At 70.0% G+C, this 21,951-nt stretch carries 19 protein-coding genes; 14 read left to right on the plus strand and 5 right to left on the minus strand.

The annotated features are described in order from the left end of the window. Positions 1–110 precede the first annotated feature (110 nt). Positions 111–1,013 carry a hypothetical protein gene (locus ACZ5VQ_RS08555; RefSeq protein ID WP_469104247.1) on the plus strand — a complete coding sequence of 301 codons (903 nt, stop codon included), beginning with the start codon at positions 111–113 and terminating at the stop codon, positions 1,011–1,013. 12 nt (positions 1,014–1,025) lie between these two features. Here the strand turns inward: ACZ5VQ_RS08555 and ACZ5VQ_RS08560 are convergent, their stop codons facing one another. Next, a complete protein-coding gene (locus ACZ5VQ_RS08560; protein WP_190227651.1) occupies positions 1,026–1,295 on the minus strand; it encodes a WhiB family transcriptional regulator in 270 nt (89 codons plus the stop codon). Between the two features lie 355 nt (positions 1,296–1,650). Between ACZ5VQ_RS08560 and ACZ5VQ_RS08565 the strand changes: the two genes are divergently transcribed. Continuing rightward, positions 1,651–2,439: a VOC family protein gene (locus ACZ5VQ_RS08565; RefSeq protein ID WP_469104248.1), complete on the plus strand. Its 789-nt coding sequence runs from the start codon at positions 1,651–1,653 to the stop codon at positions 2,437–2,439. A 253-nt stretch (positions 2,440–2,692) separates the two neighbouring features. Beyond that, positions 2,693–3,919 (plus strand): glycoside hydrolase family 64 protein, encoded by a 1,227-nt coding sequence (locus ACZ5VQ_RS08570; RefSeq protein WP_469104249.1) that lies wholly within the window; start codon positions 2,693–2,695, stop codon positions 3,917–3,919. Between the two features lie 132 nt (positions 3,920–4,051). Here ACZ5VQ_RS08570 and ACZ5VQ_RS08575 read toward each other — a convergent pair whose 3' ends face one another. Further along, the gene (locus tag ACZ5VQ_RS08575; protein ID WP_362081191.1) at positions 4,052–5,098 is read right to left on the minus strand and encodes a LacI family DNA-binding transcriptional regulator; all 1,047 of its coding nucleotides are present in this window, start codon (positions 5,096–5,098) and stop codon (positions 4,052–4,054) included. A gap of 195 nt (positions 5,099–5,293) precedes the next feature. Continuing rightward, positions 5,294–6,262: a multicopper oxidase domain-containing protein gene (locus tag ACZ5VQ_RS08580; protein ID WP_469104578.1), complete on the minus strand. Its 969-nt coding sequence runs from the start codon at positions 6,260–6,262 to the stop codon at positions 5,294–5,296. A 295-nt stretch (positions 6,263–6,557) separates the two neighbouring features. Between ACZ5VQ_RS08580 and ACZ5VQ_RS08585 the strand changes: the two genes are divergently transcribed. Both ACZ5VQ_RS08585 and ACZ5VQ_RS08590 read left to right on the plus strand, forming a co-directional pair. Next, entirely contained in the window at positions 6,558–9,065 is a 2,508-nt protein-coding gene (locus ACZ5VQ_RS08585) for a ThuA domain-containing protein (RefSeq protein ID WP_469104579.1), read from the plus strand. 14 nt (positions 9,066–9,079) lie between these two features. After that, complete coding sequence (locus ACZ5VQ_RS08590; RefSeq protein ID WP_469104250.1) at positions 9,080–11,296, plus strand: OmpL47-type beta-barrel domain-containing protein; 2,217 nt, start codon at positions 9,080–9,082, stop codon at positions 11,294–11,296. On the opposite strand, the gene ligD is transcribed toward ACZ5VQ_RS08590, so the two are convergent. Continuing rightward, positions 11,283–12,311, minus strand: a complete 1,029-nt coding sequence (ligD, locus tag ACZ5VQ_RS08595) for a non-homologous end-joining DNA ligase (protein ID WP_469104251.1) — start codon at positions 12,309–12,311, stop codon at positions 11,283–11,285. The genes ACZ5VQ_RS08590 and ligD overlap by 14 nt on opposite strands. Positions 12,312–12,405: 94 nt before the next feature. Here ligD and ACZ5VQ_RS08600 point away from each other — a divergent pair, with 94 nt between their 5' ends. After that, complete coding sequence (locus ACZ5VQ_RS08600; protein ID WP_469104252.1) at positions 12,406–13,476, plus strand: ATP-dependent DNA ligase; 1,071 nt, start codon at positions 12,406–12,408, stop codon at positions 13,474–13,476. A gap of 201 nt (positions 13,477–13,677) precedes the next feature. Next, the gene (locus ACZ5VQ_RS08605; protein WP_469104253.1) at positions 13,678–14,664 is read left to right on the plus strand and encodes a DUF3048 domain-containing protein; all 987 of its coding nucleotides are present in this window, start codon (positions 13,678–13,680) and stop codon (positions 14,662–14,664) included. Positions 14,665–14,667: 3 nt separating this feature from the next. On the opposite strand, the gene ACZ5VQ_RS08610 is transcribed toward ACZ5VQ_RS08605, so the two are convergent. Beyond that, positions 14,668–15,141 carry a MarR family winged helix-turn-helix transcriptional regulator gene (locus ACZ5VQ_RS08610; RefSeq protein ID WP_362081176.1) on the minus strand — a complete coding sequence of 158 codons (474 nt, stop codon included), beginning with the start codon at positions 15,139–15,141 and terminating at the stop codon, positions 14,668–14,670. A gap of 204 nt (positions 15,142–15,345) precedes the next feature. Between ACZ5VQ_RS08610 and ACZ5VQ_RS08615 the strand changes: the two genes are divergently transcribed. The 7 genes from ACZ5VQ_RS08615 (at position 15,346) to pcaDC (ending at position 21,879) form a co-directional block, all read left to right on the plus strand. Then, on the plus strand, positions 15,346–16,128 hold the full coding sequence (locus tag ACZ5VQ_RS08615; protein WP_362081173.1) for a CoA transferase subunit A: 783 nt from the start codon (positions 15,346–15,348) through the stop codon (positions 16,126–16,128). Beyond that, positions 16,128–16,787 (plus strand): CoA transferase subunit B, encoded by a 660-nt coding sequence (locus ACZ5VQ_RS08620; protein WP_469104254.1) that lies wholly within the window; start codon positions 16,128–16,130, stop codon positions 16,785–16,787. The genes ACZ5VQ_RS08615 and ACZ5VQ_RS08620 overlap by 1 nt, the downstream gene beginning before the upstream one ends. Further along, a complete protein-coding gene (locus tag ACZ5VQ_RS08625) occupies positions 16,784–17,986 on the plus strand; it encodes a thiolase family protein (protein WP_469104255.1) in 1,203 nt (400 codons plus the stop codon). Before ACZ5VQ_RS08620 ends, ACZ5VQ_RS08625 begins: the two co-directional genes overlap by 4 nt. Before the next feature lie 8 nt (positions 17,987–17,994). After that, positions 17,995–18,765, plus strand: a complete 771-nt coding sequence (gene pcaH / locus ACZ5VQ_RS08630) for a protocatechuate 3,4-dioxygenase subunit beta (protein WP_469104256.1) — start codon at positions 17,995–17,997, stop codon at positions 18,763–18,765. Between the two features lie 2 nt (positions 18,766–18,767). Then, positions 18,768–19,331 (plus strand): protocatechuate 3,4-dioxygenase subunit alpha, encoded by a 564-nt coding sequence (pcaG, locus tag ACZ5VQ_RS08635; protein WP_469104257.1) that lies wholly within the window; start codon positions 18,768–18,770, stop codon positions 19,329–19,331. Positions 19,332–19,417: 86 nt separating this feature from the next. Then, positions 19,418–20,731, plus strand: a complete 1,314-nt coding sequence (gene pcaB, locus ACZ5VQ_RS08640; protein ID WP_469104580.1) for a 3-carboxy-cis,cis-muconate cycloisomerase — start codon at positions 19,418–19,420, stop codon at positions 20,729–20,731. Continuing rightward, the gene (gene pcaDC, locus ACZ5VQ_RS08645) at positions 20,728–21,879 is read left to right on the plus strand and encodes a bifunctional 3-oxoadipate enol-lactonase/4-carboxymuconolactone decarboxylase PcaDC (RefSeq protein WP_469104258.1); all 1,152 of its coding nucleotides are present in this window, start codon (positions 20,728–20,730) and stop codon (positions 21,877–21,879) included. Before pcaB ends, pcaDC begins: the two co-directional genes overlap by 4 nt. The last annotated feature ends 72 nt before the right edge of the window (positions 21,880–21,951 follow it).

Raw genomic sequence — 21,951 nt, forward strand, 5'->3', positions numbered from 1 at the left:
CCACCGCGAAGCCGAAAGCCGCCCACCTCGCGTGCGACTGTCAGGCGTACGCATTTACGGGTCGCCTCCGCGGTGCATACGAGGCGGCGCGCCTGGCGGAACGGATCGACGTGCCGGAAGTATCCGAACTCTGGGCCGCCTACGACGACTTGAAGCGGGCCACCGGGGACTCCACCCGCTGGGTGCTGGCCGAGCAGCGTGCTCGCGGCGCCTGGGAGACGTACATCCCGACCGGGCCCGCCGACATCGGACGGCTCGACTCCACGATGATCGGCACGGCCGCCTACTTCCACCCGCTGCGCCTGCACATGGGCAGCAAGCTGGGCGAGGAGGTCGACCGGGCCGCCCGCCTCACCCTGGACACGATGTACGCGCACTTCGTCACCGGCGGCTATCGCCACGAGGCCGCCTGGAACGCGTACGGGCCCTATCTGACGCTGCAGTTGGCGCACGCGTACCTGCTCGCGGGCGATCCCGCCCGGATGGACGCGCTGCTCGGCTGGACGGTCGGCGCGGGCTTCCCCCGAACGGCGGACCGGGTGGTGGCACTTGGCGCGTGGAACGAGCAGCACGCGTTCCCGGTCGCCTCGGACTTCGCCGAAGTCCCTTACCGGCCCTGGTACATGGGAGACATCCCGCACGGCTGGGCGGCGGCCGAGTATCTGCTGCTGATCCGCGACGTCCTCTTTTTCGAGGCGGACGAGGACCGCGATCCGCATCTCTACATCGCGCCGGGCATACCTCCGCGCTGGGTACCGGAGGGCGAAGAGGTCGCGGCGGAAGGGGCGCCCACGCTCTTCGGGAATCCGTTCGGGTACGGGCTCGCGCACGATCCGGCCGGGCGAATGGTGACGGTCGACATCACGGCGGCTCCGGACGGGGTGCGGTTCGTTTATCCGTGCCGGTTCGGCCGGGTGCGGGCGGCGTCCGCCGACGGGCGGAAGCTGGAGGTGACGGGCCAGGACGTGCGGGTACCGGCCGGGACGGAGCGGTTCACCGTGACGTACGAGTGAGCGGCGCCGCCGTCAGTACTGCTGCTGGTGCTGCTGCTGGTCCTGCGTGCGGCGGAGACTGAGCCGCTCCTTCTCGGACAGGCCGCCCCAGACGCCGAAGCGTTCGTCGTGGTCGAGCGCGTATTCGAGGCAGGCGGAGCGTATCTCGCACAGTCCGCAGATGCGCTTCGCCTCACGCACCGAGCTGCCCGGCTCGGGAAAGAAGAACTCGGATCCGGTCTGGGCGCACAGTGCCTGTTCCTGCCAGGAGAGGTCGGGCGCGGCAATGGTGTCGTTGTGCATGCCCAGGATCGTGCCGCGCACCGAAAAACGTTCGATCAACGCCGGATCAATGACATGCCCCGGCACGTCACGACCGGCTCCAGTGATGAGCGCGCGGACCCCATGATGTGGCCCAGAGCGGGCGGACCGCACGGCGGCGCGCCCGACAGGGACGCCGGGAACCGCGCGCCAGGCCCCCACCGACCCGCACCCTCCCACCACCACTCACCCACCCCACCTCACACAAGCAGCACCCGATCACCCAGAGTAAGCACCACAAACCGCCAAGCCCAGCGGCAGCGCTCCGGCAGCGATTGTCAGTCCGCGGTGCCAGACTCGGCAGTGCAGGCAACGGGACCCCTCAAAGGAGGGCAACATGCTCACCACCCGTTTCGTCACCGGCGCCCCGAACTGGGTCGATCTCGGCACGAGCGACATCGAAGGCGCCACATCCTTCTACAACGGCCTTTTCGGCTGGGACTTCCGGTCGGCGGGACCGGAGGCCGGCGGTTACGGCTTCTTCCAACTGGCAGGGAAGACCGCCGCCGGCGGCATGCAGACCTCCCCCGAGCAGGGCCCACCGTCCTGGGGCGTGTTCTTCCAGACCCCGGACGCCGACGCCACCGCCAAGGCCGTCGAGCAGACCGGCGGCAGCGTGCTGATGGCGCCGGACAACGTCATGGAGGAGGGCCGGCTGGCCGTCTTCAGCGACAAGGCGGGCGTCTCCTTCGGCGTCTGGCAGCCGGGTCAACTGCGCGGTATCGACATCGCGGGCGACCCGGGCTCCTTGTGCTGGGTCGAGCTCTACACACCGGACATCGCAGCGGCGGCCGCGTTCTACAACTCCGTACTGGGCATGGAGACCTCTGCCATGCCGTTCCCCGGCGGCACGTACACCTGCCTGAACCCCGCGGAGGGCGGCGAGGACTCCATGTTCGGCGGTGTCGTCCCGCTGGCCGACGACCCGACGGAGCGGGAGGCGGGGGCCTACTGGCTGCCGTACTTCGAAGTAACGGACACCGATGCCGTGGTCGCCAAGGCCGAGGAGTTGGGCGGCACGGTCCGGATGCCCGCCACGTCCGTGGAAGGCGTCGGCCGTATGGCCAAGTTCGCCGATCCGTACGGCGCGCGCTTCGCGGTGATCAGGAGCGAGCCGCAGAGCTGACCACACAACTGACGGCAAGGAGGACAACAGGGCAGCCGGCAGGGCGGACGGTGGCCGGGTCCCCACGATCGGGACCCGGCCACCGGACCGTCGACTTCGCCATCAACTTATGAACGCAAGCAGATTTCGAGAGCGCTCTCAGTCATAACCCTTGACGCCCCAACTCCCCCTGGGAACAGTGGTGCACCGCAGGGCGCCGATCCCCCACAGGTCGGCCCGTCTCCCTGCCTCCCCCACACTCCAGGAGACTTCCGTGATCTCACGCAGAGCGTTCCTGTCCGGAGCCGCAGCCGTCGGAGCCACCGCAAGCTACCCCGTCTGGGGAAGCGCTCTCAGCCCCACCGCCGAGGCGGCCCCCGCCACGTGTGAACTCGCCCTCAAGAACGCCTCGTTGCCGGGCACGGTCCGCGCGTACGTCACCGGGCACGAGCAGTCGACGGGCGACTGGGTGCTGCTGCGGGCCGACGGCAGCGTCTACCGGCCCACCTCCCCCTCGGCGCCGCAGACCCCGCTGCCCGTCGACTGCGCCATTCCGCTCGGCGCCGCCGGCTCGGCCCCGAAGATCCTGACGCTGCCTCAGATGTTCGGTGCCCGCGTCTACTTCGTCCGGGACAGCACGCTCAACTTCTTCCTCAACCCGGGCCCCGCGCTCGTGGAGCCCGCGTTCGCCACGCCCGGCGACTCGAACTACGGCAAGACCTGGTCGTTCTGCGAGTTCACGTTCAACACCCAGCAGTTGTACGCCAACATCAGCTACGTCGACCTGGTCACCGCCCTCCCGATCGGCCTGACCCTGGAGGGCGACGCCACGCACACGGTCGCGCCCCTGCCCGACGGCGCGGTCGACAGGATCGCCTCGGACCTCACGGCACAGGCGGCCAGGGACGGCCAGCCCTGGGACAAGCTGGTGATCCGCGGCGACGGCGGCTCCGTACTGCGCGTGATCTCCCCGCAGAACCTGATGGCCCCGTACTTCGACCGGCCCGCCGAGATGCCGTTCCGCGACCTCTGGAACAGCTACATCGACGAGGTGTGGGCGAAGTACCGCTCGACCGACCTGAAGATCGACCTCCAGGGCGGCCGGGGCACGCTCACCGGGCGGGTGAGCGGTGACACGCTCACCTTCGCGGGCGGCCACACCTTCGCCAAGCCCACGTCGAAGGACATCTTCACCTGCAACCACGGCCCGTTCGCCAACAACCCGGGCGACTCCGACGACAAGAAGGCCCTCCTCGCCCGTCTCGCCGCCGGCTTCAACCGCTCGATCATGCTCACCCACCCCACCCAGCCCAACGGCACGACCACGGCCGACTACTACAAGGGCTCGGCCGTCAACCACTGGTCGCGTGTCGTCCACGCCAACTCGCCCATCGGCTACGCCTTCCCGTACGACGACGTACGCCCGGACGGCCAGCCCGACGTATCGGGCGCAGCCCATGACGGCAACCCGCGCCGCTTCACGGTGACGGTCGGATCCTGAGCGCACCCCGCGCCCCTGAAAGACGAAAGACAGGGGCGCAGCCCCGTCTTTCAGGGGCGCGGGGAACTGCGCGAGCAACCCCCACCGGCCCGCACCCGAAACACAACCCACCCCACGCCGACCCGCGGAGCGCTACGCCGAGGCCCGCCTCACCAATGTCGTCGGCAGCACGACACTGGACGGCGCCCCCGCCAACCCGCCGGAGGCCGACGCGGAGGCGGTCCGGTCGAGCCCCCGCAACAGCAACCGCGCCATCAGCCGACCCATCTCCTCGATGTCCTGCCGGACCGTCGTGAGCGGTGGGTCGGCCTGCTCGGTGAACGGCAGCATGTCGTCGAAGCCGACGACGGCGACATCCTCGGGCACCCGCCGTCCCCGCTCACGCAGGACGCGCATGGCGCCCACCGCCGTGAGGTCGTTGGCGGCGAACACCGCGTCCAGGCCGGGGCAGCGGTCGAGGAGTTCCCGCATCGCACGCTCACCGCCCGCCGGGGTGAAGTCGCCCTCGGCGATCAGCTTCGGATCGGCGTCCACCATCACGTCCCGGAACCCGTCGAGCCGGTCGACCGCCGAGGTCTGGTCGAGGGCGCCGGTGATGTGGGCGATGTTCCGGCGCCCCAGCCCGACGAGATGACGTACGGCCTCGCGAGCGCCGCCCCGGTTGTCGCAGTCGACATAGACCGCGCCGCGCGAACCGTCGATCCAGCCGGGCCGCCCGCCGTACACCGTCGGCACCCCGTGGATGAGGCCGGGCAGCGGGTCGTCGAGGTGCAGCGAGAAGACGAGCGCGCCGTCGACATGGCCGCCGGCGAGATATCGGGCCACGCGCGCGTGGTCGGCGCGCCCCTCCGTGAGCAGCAGCACCAACTGTGAGTCGTGAGCCGTCAGTTCCTTGCTGATGCCCCGGAGCTGAAGTGCGAAGAAGGGGTCGGCGAAGACCTTGGTCTCCGGTTCGGCGATCACCACGGCGACGGCGTCGTGCCGCCGGGTCACGAGGCTGCGCGCGGCCTGGTTGGGCACGTAGCCGAGTTCCTCGACGGCCTGCCTGACCCGCTCGACCAGGGGCTCCCGCACACCGTCACCGCCGTTGACGACACGCGACACGGTGGCCCGGGACACTCCGGCCCTGGCGGCCACGGCCTCCAGTGTCGGGCGGGGCTCTGTCGACTGCTCGGACACCTCGGGGCTCCTCAGGGCGGCGTTTGCCGATCAGGATAGCCGCCGAACGACGCACCATTGAGAGCGCTCCCTGTTCAGTGGTCGAATGTGCGTTCCTGGAAATCCGCCTCGCCGCCACCCCGAAGGGGCGCGAGGAACTGCGCGGCCGGCCACACCGAACCCGCGGACACCAACCCCGCCCCTCCAGCCGAGCTGTCAGTGCTCGTGCGGCTCGTGCGGTTCGTACCCCGGGATCGTCCCGTCCGTCTTCTTCACCAGGAACAGGCCCGCCATTCCCATGTCCGAGTGGCTCTGGACGTGGCAGTGGTACATCCATGCCCCGGCGCCGACGCCCTCCCCGGCGATGACCTGGAAACCGAACGAGTCGGCGGGTCCCACGATCTTGTTGTCGATGACCTGGCTCGGGTCGTCGGGGCCGGTCAGCAGCCCGGTGCGGTTGTCCGCCCAGCGGTGACCGTGCACATGGAACGTGTGGTAGTACTCGCCGTGCGTGATCATCACGAACTCGACGCGATCGCCCACCGTGGCCTCGAAGTTGGGGCTCTGGTGGCCGGGCTTGTTGTTGATCGTCATGTCGTTGAAGACGATCGTGTGCGTCTTGTCGGGGAGGATGTCTCCCTTGCGTCGGACGATCACAGGACCGTAGAGGCCCTTGCGGAGGCCGCCCGTGCCGTGTTCGGTGCCGACGACGTGGTCGTGGTAGTGCCAGTAACCGGCGCTGCCCGCCCGCCAGGTGCCGTCCTTGCGACGGCCCGGGGCATGGGTGCGCCAGGTGTACGTACGGGTGTCGCCCGGCTCGACCTGGGACCTGCTCAGCTTCGTGCCGTCGCTGGAGATCTCGTAGTCCAGGCCGTGGACGTGCAGGCTCGCCGCCACGTCCATGGTGTTCTCGACCTCGATGTGGGCGGTGTCGCCCTCGTTGAGCTCGATGAGCGGGCCGGGGATCGAGGCCTTGCCCTTCTCGAAGCCGTAGCCCATCGATCCGTCGGCCAGCTTCTCGATGTAGAGCTTGAGGTGCTTCACCTCGCCGCCCGCGGGCGCGGTCCGGACGGGACTGTCCGCGGAGGTCGCGTCCTGCGCCGCCACGAGCGACAACGATGTCGCGACCGTGGCCACCGCAGCCCCGGCCAGCACCATCCGCCGGCTGAGGCCGCGTCTGTCCATGTCGTCCGTGGTGCCCATGCCGAACTCCCCCAACTTGGTGCGGAATCAACGGAATTGACGGAATTGAAGGACCGAGTGACAGAGACGAACCCGGGAGACGGTAGTGGCATCGCGCCCGTTTATCCACACCCAGGACAAAGTTCGTGCGATCCCGGTCATACCTATTGGCGAGTTCCACGAAAAGGTCTAGCTTCCATGGCGCTGTTGCTGTGACGCGAGTGAGCCAAAGGGACCCAGGCTGTAGCGCCCCGGCGGCGAACCGAGCCCTAAAGGAAGCAGAGGGGTGGGTGACCACATGCGGTTCACACCGCATCAAAAGCCCTTGACCGTACGAGGGTTGAGCAGAGGTAGACGGAGAGGCTGGGCGGCCGCGCTGGCCGCCGGAGTCGTCACCGCGGGCGTCCTCTCGGGGCCGGCCGCGAGCGCGCGCCAGGTGCCCGACCCGGCGCTGACAACGATGTCGATCAAGTCGCCGCCCGGCGGCGCCAACGTACGTGTGCTGATCTTCCACGGATCCGCGGCGAACGGCGAGGAGTCGCCCGTCGTCAACGCCGGGATCGAGGCGATCGAGGACATCGGTCTGACCGGGCCGGCGGCACAGCGGTTCAGCGTGACGGCCACGGACGACGCCTCGGTCTTCACCAACGACACGAAGCTCAGCCGCTTCAACGCCGTCGTCTTCCTTACCGGCGGCGGAGACATCCTCGAACCGGAGCAGGAGTCCGGCCTGGAGGCGTACATGGAGGCGGGCGGCGGTTTCCTCGGCGTCCATGACGCGGCCCGCGCCGAGCCCTACTCGGACTGGTTCACGGGACTCGTCGGCGCCCGTCCGGCGGCCGGCAGCCCAACCGCCGTACAGCGCGCGACCGTTGAGGTAGGTGACCGCCAGCACCCGGCCACCAAGGACCTCCCGCTCCAGTGGAAGCGCCCCGACCAGTGGCTGAACTGGGTGAAGAACCCGTCCGGCGACGTGCACACCGTGGCCCGCGTCCGCGAGTCGACGTACCAGCCGGGCGACAGCAAGAACGGCGCGGACCACCCGGTGTCCTGGTGCCGCGACTACGACGGCGGCCGCTCCTTCTACACCGGCATGGGCGGCACGGTCTCCTCGTACGACGAGACGGACTTCCGCACCCATCTGCGCGGGGCGCTGAACTGGACGACCCGTATCGCGCAGGCCGACTGCAAGGCCACGATCAACGCCAACTACAAGGCGGAGCGCCTGACCCAGCCCAACCAGCCGGGCCAGAACGACCAGATCGGCGAGCCGCACGGCCTGGTCACCGCGCCCGACGGCCGCGTGTTCTACATCGGCCGGGGCGGCGCCGACTCCTCGCAGCCCGTCGTGACGGACTGGAACAACCCGGACATCGGCAAGGGCAAGGGCGAGATCCACGTCTACGACCCGAAGACCAAGAAGGTCACGCTGGCCGGCGCGCTCACCGTCTTCGGCAACAAGGGCGGCGGCGACGAGCTCATCAAGGTCGAAGAGGGCCTGCTGGGCATCGAGTTGGACCCGCGGTTCGAGGAGAACGGCTGGGTGTACCTGCACTACACGCCGCACTCCCGGATCAACCGCGACACGCGGATGGCCGAGCGCTACGTCTCCCGCTTCACCCTCAGCTCGACCACGGGCAAGCTGGACATGACCAGCGAGAAGGTCCTGTTGAAGTGGCCCGTCCAGATCCACAGCTGCTGCCACTCGGGCGGCGGCATGGCGTGGGACTCGAAGGGCAACCTCTACATCGCGACCGGCGACAACAACTCCAGTGGCTTCAGCGGCGGTTACTCGGGCAACAACCCGCAGCCGAACTACAAGGGCGTCTCCTTCGCCGACGCGCGCCGCACCGCGGGCAACACCAACAACCTCAACGGCAAGATCCTGCGCATCCACCCGGAGCAGGACGGCACGTACACCCTGCCCGAGGGGAACCTCTTCACCGGCAAGGAGACCGCCGAGGGCGGCGGGAAGACGCGCGGCGAGATCTATGTGATGGGTGTCAGGAACCCCGCGCGCATCTCCATCGACAAGAAGACGGACACCCTGTACGCGGGCTGGGTCGGCCCGGACGCCGGGGCGCCGTCGACGACCTGGGGGCCGGCGAAGTACGACACCTTCGCCGCGATCACCAAGCCGGGCAACCACGGCTGGCCGTACTGCATGGGCAACAAGCAGCCCTACCGGGACCGCAACCTGCCCGACCCCAACCAGCCGCTCGGCTGGTACAACTGCGACGCGCCGAAGAACGAGTCGCCCAACAACGACGGCCTCGTCAACCTTCCGCCGATCACGTCCAACACCATCTGGTACTCGCCGCAGGGCGGCGGCCCGGACTTCCCGCGGGACGCGAACGGCATCCCGTCGTACAAGGCGGAGGACCAGAAGTTCCTGCTGCCGTGGCTGAAGGGCGGCGGCCAGGCGGCCATGGACGGGCCGGTCTACCGGTACGACGCCACGACCGCGAGTGACGCGAAGTGGCCCTCGTACTGGGACGGCAAGTGGTTCGTCGGTGACTTCTACGATGCCGACCAGCCGCGGCACGCGGTGCTGCTCGACCCCAAGACGGCCGGGCAGGGCGGCATTCCGGTGCACGCCGAGTCGCTGAAGAAGATCATCCCCATCGGCAACGACGGCATCAAGAACCTCATGGACTGGAAGTTCGGCCCCGACGGCACGCTGTACGTCCTCGACTACGGGCGTGGCTTCTTCACGTCGGACTCCAAGTCCGCGCTGTGGCAGGTGACGTACAAGGGCGGTGGCCCCACGCCTGCCGCCGATCAGCTGGCCAGGGAGGCGCAGTGACAAGCGTGACGGACATGCGAAGGCGAAGAACTGGACGGCTGTGGACGGCACTTGTGGCGTCGCTGCTGATGGTGCTCGGGCTCGCGGCCACCTCGGCGTCCGGCCAGACCGACGGCGCTCCGGCCGGCGCGGCAGCCGCCGCGCAGACACTCACGTGGACGGCCGACGACGACATCACCAAGTACGCGTCCGCGCCCACCACGGCGGTCGCGGGCCCGACGACGATCGTCTTCGAGAACAGCAAGGCGACCGGCAACACCACCGGAATGCCGCACACGTTGACGTTCGACGTGTCCGACCCGGAGTACCAGAACGACGTACCGCTGAACATCCTGGCCAGCCCGAACGACGACCAGGGCGGCAAGTACACGGCCGAGGTGACACTCACTCCCGGCCGGTACCGCTACTACTGCACCATCCCCGGCCACGGCCAGATGCAGGGCATCCTCGTGGTCACCGAGGGCACCGGCGAGGACACCACGGCGCCGGAGACCGCGGCGGACGTGAGCGGTACGCAGAACGCGGACGGCGCGTACGTCGGTTCGGCGACCGTGACGCTCAGCGCGACGGACGCCGGTTCGGGCGTGGAACGGATCGAGTACGCGATCGGCGACGCGGGTGCCTGGCAGCCGTACACCACACCGGTCGTGGTCGATCAGGTCGGCGCCCACAAGGTCCGCTACCGGGCGCTCGACAAGGCCGGGAACATGGCCGCCGAGAAGGCGGAGTCGTTCACGGTGGTGGCCAAGCCGACGGACGACACCACTCCCCCGGAGACGTCGGCCTCCGTGACCGGTGAGCAGAACCCGCAAGGGGAGTACCTCTCCATGGCGACCGTCACGGTGACGGCCTCCGACACCGGCTCGGGCGTCAACACCATCGAGTACGCGATCGGTGACGCGGGCGCCTGGCAGCCGTACACCGCCCCGGTCATGGTCCACGAGGTGGGCACCCACAAGGTGCGCTTCCGGGCCACGGACAAGGCGGGCAACGCGGCGGCCGAGAAGTCCGTCTCGTTCACCGTCGTCGCACCGCCGGAGGAGGACAAGACTCCCCCGGTGACCGGCGTGAGCGTCGAGGGCACGAAGAACTCGTCCGGTGCGTACATCAACAGCGCCAAGGTGACGGTGACCGCGACGGACGCGCACGGCTCGGGTGTCGAGGCGATCGAGTACTCGCTCGACGGCGGTCCGTATCTCGCCTACACCGCGCCCGTGGTGGTCGACCGCGTGGGCGCGCACACGGTGGCGTACCGCGCTCGTGACAAGGCGGGCAACACCTCCGACGCCCGGTCCGTGAGCTTCACGGTCGCCCCGGGTGGCGGTGTGCCGGCGCCCAACTGTGCCGAGTACGACGAGCGGTTGACGGTCATCGTCGGCACGATCGACTCGGGCGTGCCGAACCGGATCACCAACAGCCGTTGCCGCATCAACGAGTTGATCGAGGACGAGAAGGAGTGGACGTCCCACGCGCTGTTCCTCAAGCACGTGACGACGGTCCTGGACGCCCTCCTCAAGGAAGGTGTCGTCGTCCAGCGCGAGTACAACCTGATCAACAAGGCGGCCAAGCAGTCGGGCATCGGCAGGCCCGGCCAGACCGAGGGCTACCGGACGATCCTCGACGGTACGCCGGCGTCGTTCGCCAAGTGGCAGCACGTGGGCGGCGGTTCGTTCGGCCTGAACGCCGACGGGACCATCACCTCGGGTACGTCGAAGGCCGGGCTCGGCATGCTGTGGTTCCCCGAGCGCAAGTACGGGGACTTCTCGCTGAAGCTCCAGTGGCGTGACGACGCGCCGGGCACGGGCAACGCCAACTCCGGTGTGTTCGTGCGGTTCCCGGGGGTCCACGGCCATCCGGAGGAGTCCCGGCCCGAGTGGGTCGCCATCAAGTACGGGCACGAGGTCCAGGTGTTCGACAGCCCAACTGGCGACATGTACAAGACCGGTTCGGTCTACGGCTTCGACCGCGTGGGTCTGGCCGGTGCGGGTGTCACCCAGAAGGGCACCTGGAACGACTACGAGATCCGTGTGGTGGACCAGCACTACTCGATCTACCGCAACGGTGTGCTGATCAACGAGTTCGACAACACCGGTGGCCAGGACTTCACCCCGCCACGCTCGGACGACCCGGGCACGGACGGGCGACGGTTCGCCTCCGGCTATCTCGGACTGCAGGTGCACGGCACGACGGATGTCGTCTCGTACCGGGACATCCGGATCAAGGAGCTGTAGGGCCGTTCTCCTTCCTGGCCCTGCTCGGCTGTACCCGCTTCGGTTCGCCCGGCATCTTCGGGTACTCGGGCGGGTACGGCAGATCACCCAGGCCGTGGTCGTGTTCGTCACGGCTGGCGAGTTCGAGCAGGGCTTCGAGGGAGTAGGCGTGCTCGTCCATGTCCGCGTGCACATCGCCGAGTTCGGCGAAGCGCGCGGGCATGGTCGCGAGATCGAAGTCACGGGGTACGGCGTCGGGGACCTCGTCCCAGGTGAGGGGCGCCGACACCGGGGCGTGCGGGCGGGGGCGTACGGAGTAGGCGGAGGCGATGGTGCGGTCACGGGCCGTCTGGTTGTAGTCGACGAAGATCTTCTCGCCCCGCTCCTCCTTCCACCATGCCGTGGTCACCTGCTCCGGCATCCGGCGCTCCAGCTCACGTCCGACGGCGATCGCGGCCCGGCGGACCTGGGTGAAGGTCCAGCGCGGCTCGATCGGCACGAAGACGTGCAGGCCGCGGCCGCCCGAGGTCTTGGGAAAGCCGCGCAGATCCCCGTACTCGTGGAGCACCTCGCGCAGTTCGTGGGCGGCGCGGACGGCGTCGCCGTAGTCGGTGCCCGGCTGGGGGTCGAGGTCGATGCGCAGCTCGTCGGGCCGGTCGACGTCGTCGCGACGCACGGGCCACGGATGGAAGGTGAGCGTGCCGTACTGGGCGGCCCACAGGACGGCGGCGACCTCGGTGGGACACATCTCGTCGGCGCTGCGTCCGCTGGGGAAGGTGATGTGGGCAGTGGGGATCCAGTCGGGCATGTTCTTCGGCGCCCGCTTCTGGAAGAACGACTCACCGGTCACTCCGTCCGGATAGCGCTCCAGGGTCGTGGGCCGGTTCCGCAGTGCGCGCAGGATGCCGGGGCCGACGGCGATGTAGTACTCGGCGAGGTCCCGCTTGGTGAACCCGCGCTCCGGAAAGAAGACCTTGTCCGGACTGGACAGCCGTACCGTCCGCCCGGCCACCTCCAGCTGCACCGCGTCTGCCATGCGAGCCACGGTAGGCGCACCGGGCACACCTCGCATATTCGGGTGCATACCGCCACACCGGGCGAATCTTCTCCGATCCGCGCAGAATCGGAACATGGATCTGCCGGTGATGCCACCCGTGAAGCCCATGCTCGCCAAGTCCGTGGCGAGGATTCCACCGGACATGCACTACGAGGCGAAGTGGGACGGGTTCCGGGCGATCGCCTTCCGGGACGGGGACGAGATCGAGATCGGCAGCCGCACCACGAAGTCGCTGGTCAGATACTTCCCCGAGCTGGTGGAGGCGCTGCGGGAGCGGCTGCCGGAGCGCTGTGTGGTCGACGGCGAGATCGTGATCGCGCGCGAGGGGCGGCTCGACTTCGACGCGCTCACCGAGCGCATCCATCCGGCGGCCTCCCGGGTGAAGACGCTCTCCGAGCGGAATCCGGCGTCGTTCGTGGCGTTCGACCTGCTCGCGCTCGCCGACGAGTCACTGCTGGATGTCCCGCTGAGCGACCGGCGGGCGCTGCTGGTGGCGGCGCTGTCCGGCGCCACGGCTCCCGTCCATGTGGCACCGGCGACGACGGACATCGAGGTGGCGCAGCGGTGGTTCGAGCAGTACGAGGGCGCGGGCCTCGACGGGGTGGTCGCCAAGCCGCTCGCGCTGCCCTACCGGCAGGACGAGCGCCTGATGTACAAGATCAAACACGAGCGCACGGCCGATGTCGTCGTCGCGGGCTACCGGCTCCACAAGAGCGGGCCGGTCGTCGGTTCGCTGCTGCTCGGGCTGTACGACGCCAATGGCACCTTGCAGCACGTGGGGGTGTGCGCGGCGTTCACGATGAAGCGGCGCGAGGAACTGATCACGGAGCTGGAGCCGCTGCGGATGGAGTCGGCCGCCGGGCATCCCTGGGCGGCCTGGACGCAGGACGCGGCGCACGAGTCCGCACGGATGCCGGGCGCGCCCAGCCGGTGGACGGGCAAGAAGGACCTCTCCTGGCTGCCACTGCGGCCGGAGCTGGTGTGCGAGGTGGCGTACGAGCACATGGAGAACGGCGAGCGCTTCCGGCACACGGCCCGTTTCCGCCGCTGGCGGCCGGACCGTACGCCCGAGAGCTGCACCTACGCCCAGCTGGAGGAGCCGGTCGGCTACGACCTGGCGGACATCCTGGGGCCGCGGGACTAACCGGCGCCGACCGGACGGCAGTGAGCGGGGCGCACATGGATACTCGGACGGTCACCGCCGGGCCCCTCGGCAGGTATCGATCGGTCATCAACTTGGACTGATCGGCCGATCGACGCGCGCAATCAGAACCGAGCGGGCAAGGCCATCAATGAACTTATAAGCACACAATCATCAATACGAGAATTGGTGGCAACGGTGGGCATGGGACGCATGGCGCGCAGGCGGCGCCGCACGATGACGGCGGCACTGCTGGCTGCCACGGTGGCCGCCGCCCTGGCGTCGGGCTGTACGACAGCAGGCGGTCGGCTCGACGACGGGCGCGGAGACGTCCCCGACAGCACGGACAGCGGCAGCCCGGAGAGCTCGACACCCCGCGCCCCCTCGCCACTCGCCGTGAAGATCGACAACGTCCCCGCCGCCCGGCCGCAGACCGGCCTGGACGCCGCGGACATCGTGTACGCGGAGCAGGTGGAGGGCGGTCTCAGCCGGCTGATGGCGGTGTACGCGACCAAGCTGCCGAAGACCATCGGCCCGGTGCGCAGCGCCCGCGAGTCCGATCTGGAGCTGCTGCGCCAGTTCAACGAGCCGACGCTGGCCTTCTCGGGCGCGCAGGGCAAGCTGATGCCGCTGATCGACAGCGCGCCGCTGCGCGCGGCGACCCCGGAGGACGACGGGAATGCGTACTACCGGGGGTCGGACAAGCCCTTGCCGCACAACCTCTACCTGCGTCCGGAGCGGCTCCTGAAGTCCGCGCCCGGGGCGGACGCGCTGACGACGGGGTTCCGGTACGGGGCGGCGCCCGCGGGCGGCAAGGCCGAGAGCACGCGTACGGTCCGCTTCCCGGCGGCCCGCTTCACCTTCGACTGGGCGCAGGACCGGCAGCGCTGGCTGGTGTCGATGGACGGCAGTCCGACGGTCACGACCGACGGCAAGCGGGTGGCCGCCTCGACGGTCGTCGTGCAGTACGTGAACGTCCGGAAGTCAACGTTCCGCGACTTCCTGGGCAACAACACGCCGTACACGAACACCGTGGGCTCGGGCACGGCGAAGGTCCTGCGCGACGGCAAGGTCTTCGACGCCGGCTGGAAGCGCCCGGCGGCCGAGGACGGCACGGAGTTCACGACGACGGACGGCAGTCCCCTGAACTTCGCGGAGGGCCAGGTCTGGGTGGTGTTCGCGAAGGCCTGAGCCTCAGCGCTGTGTGACGAGGGGCGCCGCTGCGGCGCCGGGGTTGCGCAGCCCCTCCGCCGCGTCCGACACCCGCTGGAGCAGATCGAAGAAGACGGTCTGCTCCTCACTGGAGAGCGGTGCCAGGAAGACCTGGTTCATCCGCGCCGTCCGTACCGTCAGCTTCCGGTGGACGCGCACACCCTCGTCGGTGAGGCGGAGCAGGAAGCGCCGCCCGTCCTGGGTGTCACGGACCTTGTCCAGCAGTCCGCGCCGGCCCAGGCGGCTGATGACCTCGGCGATGGTGGACCGGTCGAGCCCGACCCGCTCCCCCACCGAGCGCTGGTCGAGCCCCGGTTCGGCGACGAGCGCGTTCAGGACCGCGAACTGGGGTGAGGTGATCTCCTCGGAGACCATCGTGTTCCAGAGCAGGTGGTGCGCCTGCTGCAGTCGCCGGGCCAGGTGCCCGGGGTGGGCGGAGAGATCCACCGCGGCCATGTGCCCTCCTTGTTCGTTGGTGCACTGAACGATACCGGGCGGCCACTCTCCTTGTCCCGCCATACGCCGAGACTCTGAGCTGCTTGTTCCCTTGAGGTCTTGACGGTCGGGGGTTCGAATGGCAGCGTGTTTGAAACCTCGAAGAAATACTCAGTGCCCTGACTAATAAGGCCGCTGAGGCTCGGCAGAGATGAGGCTTCGCAGATGGACAAGGTGGTCGCCACAGCCGCCGAGGCAGTGGCCGATGTGCCCGACGGCGCGACCCTGGCGGTCGGCGGTTTCGGGCTCAGCGGTGTGCCGAACGTGCTGATCGAGGCGCTGTACGAGCGCGGGGTCTCCGGTCTGGGCGTGGTCTCGAACAACTGCGGGGCGATGGAGTCGGGGCTTGCGGTGCTCCTTGCGGCAGGCCGCATCGCCCGGGTGACCGGCTCCTACATCGGGGCGAACAAGGAGTTCGCGCGGCAGTATCTGGCCGGTGAGCTGGAGGTGGAGATGATCCCGCAGGGCACGCTGGCCGAGCGGCTGCGGGCCGGTGGCGCCGGGATCCCCGCCTTCTACACACCGGCCGGGGTGGGCACGCAGGTCGCCGACGGCGGGCTGCCCTGGCGCTACGACGGCAGCGGCGGGGTGGCGCTCGCCTCGCCGCCGAAGGAGGTGCGGGAGTTCGACGGTACAGAGTACGTACTGGAGCACGGGATCCGTACCGACTTCGCGCTCGTGCGGGCCGCGAAGGGCGACCGGCACGGGAACCTCGTCTTCAACAAGTCGTCCCGGAACTTCAACCCGCTGGCCGCGATGGCCGGGCGGCTGACGATCGCCGAGGTGGAGGAGCTGGTGGAACCGGGTGAGATCGACCCGGACGCCGTGCATCTGCCGGGCATCTTCGTGCAGCGGGTTCTCGCGCTCACGCCCGAACAGGCGAACGCCAAGCTGATCGAGAAGCGGACGGTCTCGGCGCCCGCCGCAGAGGGAACGGTGCGTGCGTGATGGCCTGGAGCAGGGAAGAGATGGCCGCCCGCGCCGCGCGCGAGCTTCGGGACGGTCAGTACGTGAATCTCGGCATCGGTCTGCCGACGCTGATCCCCAACTACCTCCCGCCGGGCGTGGAGGTGATCCTGGAGTCGGAGAACGGCATCCTGGGCACCGGCCCGTATCCGACCGAGGACCAGGTCGACCCCGATCTGATCAACGCGGGCAAGGAGACCGTCACGGTCCTGCCCGGGGCCTCCTACTTCGACTCGTCGCTCTCCTTCGGGATGATCCGCGGCGGGCACATCGACGTCGCCGTGCTGGGCGCCATGCAGGTCTCCGCGGGCGGGGATCTCGCGAACTGGGCCATCCCCGGCAAGATGATCACCGGGATCGGCGGGGCCATGGACCTCGTCCACGGCGCCCGTACGGTCATCGTGGTGATGACCCACACCGCCAAGGACGGCTCGCCGAAGATCCTTCAGGAGTGCGCGCTGCCGCTGACCGGCAAGGCGTGCGTCAACCGGGTCATCACCGACCTCGGCGTCCTGGACGTCACCGACGAGGGCCTGGTGCTCGTCGAGACAGCGCCCGGTGTCACCGTCGAGGAGGTCGCGGCGAAGACCGCCGCGAAGGTCCGTATCGCCGACGAGCTCACCGAGGAGATCCAGTCGTGAAGGACGTCTACATCGTCGACGCGGTCCGCACGCCGTTCGGCAAGTACAACGGGTCGCTGGCAGCCGTGCGCCCGGACGACCTGGCCGCGCACGCCATCCGTGAACTCCTCGCCCGTACGCCGGAGTTGGACCCGTCCCGGATCGAGGACGTGTACTTCGGCAACGCCAACGGCGCCGGCGAGGAGAACCGCAACGTCGCCCGCATGGCCGGACTGCTGGCCGGGCTGCCCACCTCCGTACCCGGCGTGACCGTCAACCGGCTGTGCGCCTCCGGTCTCGAAGCGGTCATCCAGGCCGCCCGCGCCATCGCGGTCGGTGACGCGTCGATCGCCCTGGCCGGCGGCGTGGAGTCGATGACCCGCGCCCCCTACGTGCTGCCCAAGAACGACAGGCCCTTCCCCGCCGGACACACCGAGCTGTACTCCACCACCCTCGGCTGGCGGATGACCAACCCGAAGATGGACCCGCAGTGGACCATCCCGCTGGGCGAGTCCGCCGAACTCATCGCCGACAAGCACAAGATCACCCGCGAGCAGCAGGACGAGTACGCGCTCGCCAGCCACCGCAAGGCAGCCCAGGCCCAGGCGGACGGCCTGTTCGACGCCGAGCTCGCGCCGGTGCCGGTCCCGCAGCGCAAGGGCGACCCGCTGGTCTTCGGCGCCGACGAATGCGTACGGGCCTCGACGTCGCTGGACGCGATGGCCAAGCTCAAGCCGTCCTTCCGCACCGAGCACGGCACGGTCACCGCCGGCAACGCCTCGCCGCTCAACGACGGCGCCGCCGCCCTGCTCCTGGTCGACGAGGAAGGCCTCCGAGCCACCGGCCGCGAACCCCTCGCCCGGGTCTCCGCGACCGGTGTCTCCGCGCTCGATCCGCACTACTTCGGACTCGCCCCCGTCGAGGCCGTCAACCGAGCACTTGCCAAGGCGGGCAAGGGATTTGACGAACTGTCAACGCTCGAACTCAACGAGGCGTTCGCCGCCCAGGTCCTCGGCTGTGTCGCCGAGTGGCCCGAGTTCGACCCGGCGATCCTCAACCCGCAGGGCGGTGCCATCGCGCTCGGTCACCCGCTGGGCGCGTCCGGTGCCCGTCTCGCCGGGACCGTGGCGCACCAGCTCGCCCGCAAGGGCACCGGGGTCGGCGTCGCCACCCTCTGCATCGGCGTCGGCCAGGGCCTCGCCCTCGTACTGGAGCGTTAGGAACTCTCATGGCTCTCACCCAGTCGGACATCGACACCGAGATCAAGGATCTCCAGGACGCGTATGACAAGGCGGTCGCGGGCGGTGCCCCGGTCCTGCACCACCCGCGCCGCGACTACGCCCCGTACCGCAGCTCGCTCCTGCGCCATCCCAAGCAGCCGCTGGTCGCCGTGAGCGGCGGGGACCCGGAGGCGGTCGAGCTGTCGGGGCCGGTGTTCGGGGTCACCGACATCACCGAGCACGACAGCGATCTGACCCTCCAGCACCGGGGCGAGCCGATCGGCGAGCGCATGACCGTCTCGGGCCGGCTGCTCGACCGTGACGGCCGTCCCGTGCGCGGCCAGCTCGTCGAGATCTGGCAGGCCAACGCCGCCGGGCGGTACGCCCATCTGCGCGAGCAGCACCCTGCGCCGCACGACCCCAACTTCACCGGTGTGGGGCGGACCCTGACGGATGATCAGGGACGGTACTCGTTCACCACGATCAAGCCGGGCCCGTACCCGTGGGGCAACCACACCAACGCGTGGCGGCCCGCGCACATCCACTTCTCGGTGTTCGGCACGGCGTTCACCCAGCGGCTCGTGACGCAGATGTACTTCCCGAGCGACCCGCTGTTCCGGTACGACCCCATCCTGCAGTCCGTGACGGACGAGGCGGCCCGGAACCGGCTGATCGCCTCGTACAACCACGATCTCTCACGGCCCGAGTTCTCGATGGGCTACGAATGGGACATCGTCCTGGACGGTCCCTCCGCCACCTGGATCGAGGAGGGCCGTTGACCATGGCCGAGCGACTGCTCCCCACCCCGTCCCACACCGTCGGCCCGTTCTACGGGCACGCGCTCCCCTTCCCGGGCGGCGCCGAGGTGGCGCCGCAGGGCCACTCCGACGCGATCACCCTGCACGGGTACGTGTTCGACGGCGCGGGCACGCCGATCCCCGACGCCCTGCTGGATTTCTGGCAGGCGGCGCCCGACGGCTCGCTGAAGGGCGCGCCCGGCTCGATGCGACGTGACCCGGCGACGGGCGGGTTCGTGGGCCGCAACGGCGTCGACTTCACGGGCTACGGACGGGTCCCCACGGATGCCGACGGGCACTACGCGCTCCACACGCTGGCGCCGGGCAACGCCGGGCTGCCGTACATCAGCGTGTGCGTGTTCGCGCGCGGGCTGACGCACCACCTCTTCACCCGCGCGTACCTCGCCGACGGCGCGGACCCGCTGCTCGACTCGCTCCCGGCCGAGCGGCGCGCCACGCTGATCGCGGCCGAGGGCGCGAACCGGACGTACCGTTTCGACATCCGCCTTCAGGGCGAAGGCGAAACGGTCTTCCTGGAGTTCCAGTGACAGCTGCCGCCCCTGACGAACCCGGCGATCCCACCGGTTCGGGCGATCCCGTCGGTCCCGGTGATTCCGTCGGTTTCGACGTCGGTCTGCTCGCGCCCGGCCGGGCGGGCTCGCCCGCCGAGTCCGCGACCGGCGACCGCGCCTTCCTCCAGGCGCTGCTCGACGCGGAGGCGGCACTCACCCGCGCGCAGGCCTCGCTCGGCCTCGCCCCCGCGGAGGCCGCCGACGCGGTGACCGCGGCGGCCGACGCGTCGCGTTTCGACGTCCGGGATCTGACGCTCCGCGCGCGGGGCGGCGGCAATCCGGTGATCCCGCTGGTCGCGGACCTGACGGCGACGGTCGAGGCCGTCGACGCCGGGCACTCCGCCTACGTCCACCGGGGCGCGACCAGCCAGGACATCATGGACACGGCCACCATGCTGGTCGGCGCCCGGACACTGGACCTGATCCTGGCTGACCTGGCCCGTACGGAGGTCGCGCTGGCGCGGCTCGCGCGCGAGCACCGGGACACGGTCATGCCGGGGCGCACCCTCACCCAGCACGCCGTGCCGACGACCTTCGGGCTGAAGGCGGCCGGCTGGCGCTCGCTGGTGCTGGACGCGAGGGACCGCGTGCAGGCCGTACGGGACGGACTCCCGGCCCAACTCGGTGGCGCGGCAGGCACCTTGGCGGCCTTCACCGCATACGGAACGCCGGACACGGGTGCCCTCGTCGAGGCGTACGCCCGTGAACTGGGCCTCGCCGTACCGGAGTTGCCCTGGCACACCCTGCGCACCCCCGTCGCCGACCTCGCGGGAGCCCTCACGTTCACCGCGGGCGCCCTCGGCAAGGCGGCCACGGACGTGCTCACCCTCGCCCGTACGGAGATCCGCGAGCTGAGCGAGGGCACGGGCGGCGGTTCCTCCGCCATGCCCCACAAGGCGAACCCGGTGCGCTCCACCCTCGTCGCCGCGGCGGCCCGCCGGGCCCCGCAGCTCGCCGCGACGCTGTACGGGTCCCTGGCCGCCGAGGACGAACGGCCCGCCGGAGCCTGGCACGCCGAGTGGGAGCCCCTGCGTGACCTGCTGCGTCTGGTCGGCGGGGCCGCGCGTGACGCGGCCGAGCTGACCGAGGGCCTCCGGGTCCACGCGGACGCGATGCGCGCCCATCTGGATCTCACCCACGGCCTGATCGTCTCCGAGCGGCTGTCCGCCGAACTCGCGCCGGTGCTCGGGCGCGCCCGGGCCAAGGAACTGCTCACACGCGCCGCGCGGCGGGCCACCGCCGAGGACCGGCCACTTGTCGAACTCCTCGCCGAGGAGCCCGAGTTGAAGGACGTCGACCTCGCGGCCCTCACCGATCCGACCCAGTACACCGGCTCTGCCGGAGCCCTCACCGACCGTGCCCTGGAGCGAAGTTGAGCACCCGACAGCAGCCCCTTTCCGACGGCGAGTTGCTCCACCACCGCGCCGAGGGTCCCGTAACCGCTCCCCCGCTCTTTCTCGGCCCGTCCCTCGGCACGTCGACAGCCCTGTGGGACAAGGTCGCGCCCGAACTGTCCGTCACCCACCGGGTCGTGCGCTGGGACCTACCGGGCCACGGCGGCTCCCCCGCCGGGCTGATCGGCCCTGGCGCGACCGTCGCCGACCTCGCCGCGCTGGTGCTCGCGCTCGCCGACTCGCTCGGCCTCGACCGGTTCTCGTACGCGGGTGTCTCGCTCGGCGGCGCGGTGGGGCTGCATCTCGCCGTCCATCACCCCGAGCGGGTGGAACGGCTCGCGGTGATCTGTTCCTCCGCCCACTTCAACGGCTCCAAGCCGTGGGAGGAGCGGGCCGCGCTGGTGCGCGCCGAGGGGCTGGCCGGGCTTGCGGAGGGGGCCGACGCGCGTTGGTTCACACCGGGTTTCACCGTTCCCGAGCTGGTCGAGGACCACCGCACGGCGGATCCGGACGCGTACGCCGCCTGCTGTGACGCGCTCGCGGCCTTCGACATCCGGGCGCGGCTGCCGGAGATCGGCGCGCCGACGCTGCTCGTCGCCGGACGTGAGGATCCCGCGACGCCGCCCGCGCATCTGCGCGAGATCGCCGACGCGGTGCCCGGTGCCGCGCTCGTCGAGATCCCGGGGGCCTCGCACCTCGCGCCCGCGCAGTGCCCGGAGGCCGTACTCACCGCGCTGCGCGCGCACTTCGACGGCGGCGCCAAGCGGGGCATGGAGGTGCGCCGCCAGGTGCTCGGCGACACGCACGTCGACCGTGCGCAGGCCCGGCAGTCGGAGTTCACGGCGCGCTTCCAGGACTTCATCTCGCGGTACGCGTGGGGCGAGATCTGGACCGATCCGACGCTGGCGCGCCGCGAGCGCAGCATGATCACCCTGACCGCGCTGGTGGCGCACGGCCACTACGACGAGCTGGCGATGCACATCCGCGCCGCCCGCCGCAACGGGCTCACGCCGGAGGAGATCGGCGCGGTGCTGCTGCAGACCGCCGTGTACTGCGGGGTCCCGGCCGCCAACTCGGCGTTCGCCGTGGCCCAGCGGGTGCTCGCAGAGGAGGACGAGACGGCCGGCTGACCGGCCGACCGGCGTCCTTGAACCTGGACGCCGGTCACCGGGCCGTCTGCCCGTCGTCCACCGGCTACCGGG

This window comes from Streptomyces sp. NPDC033178 (genome assembly GCF_055577685.1).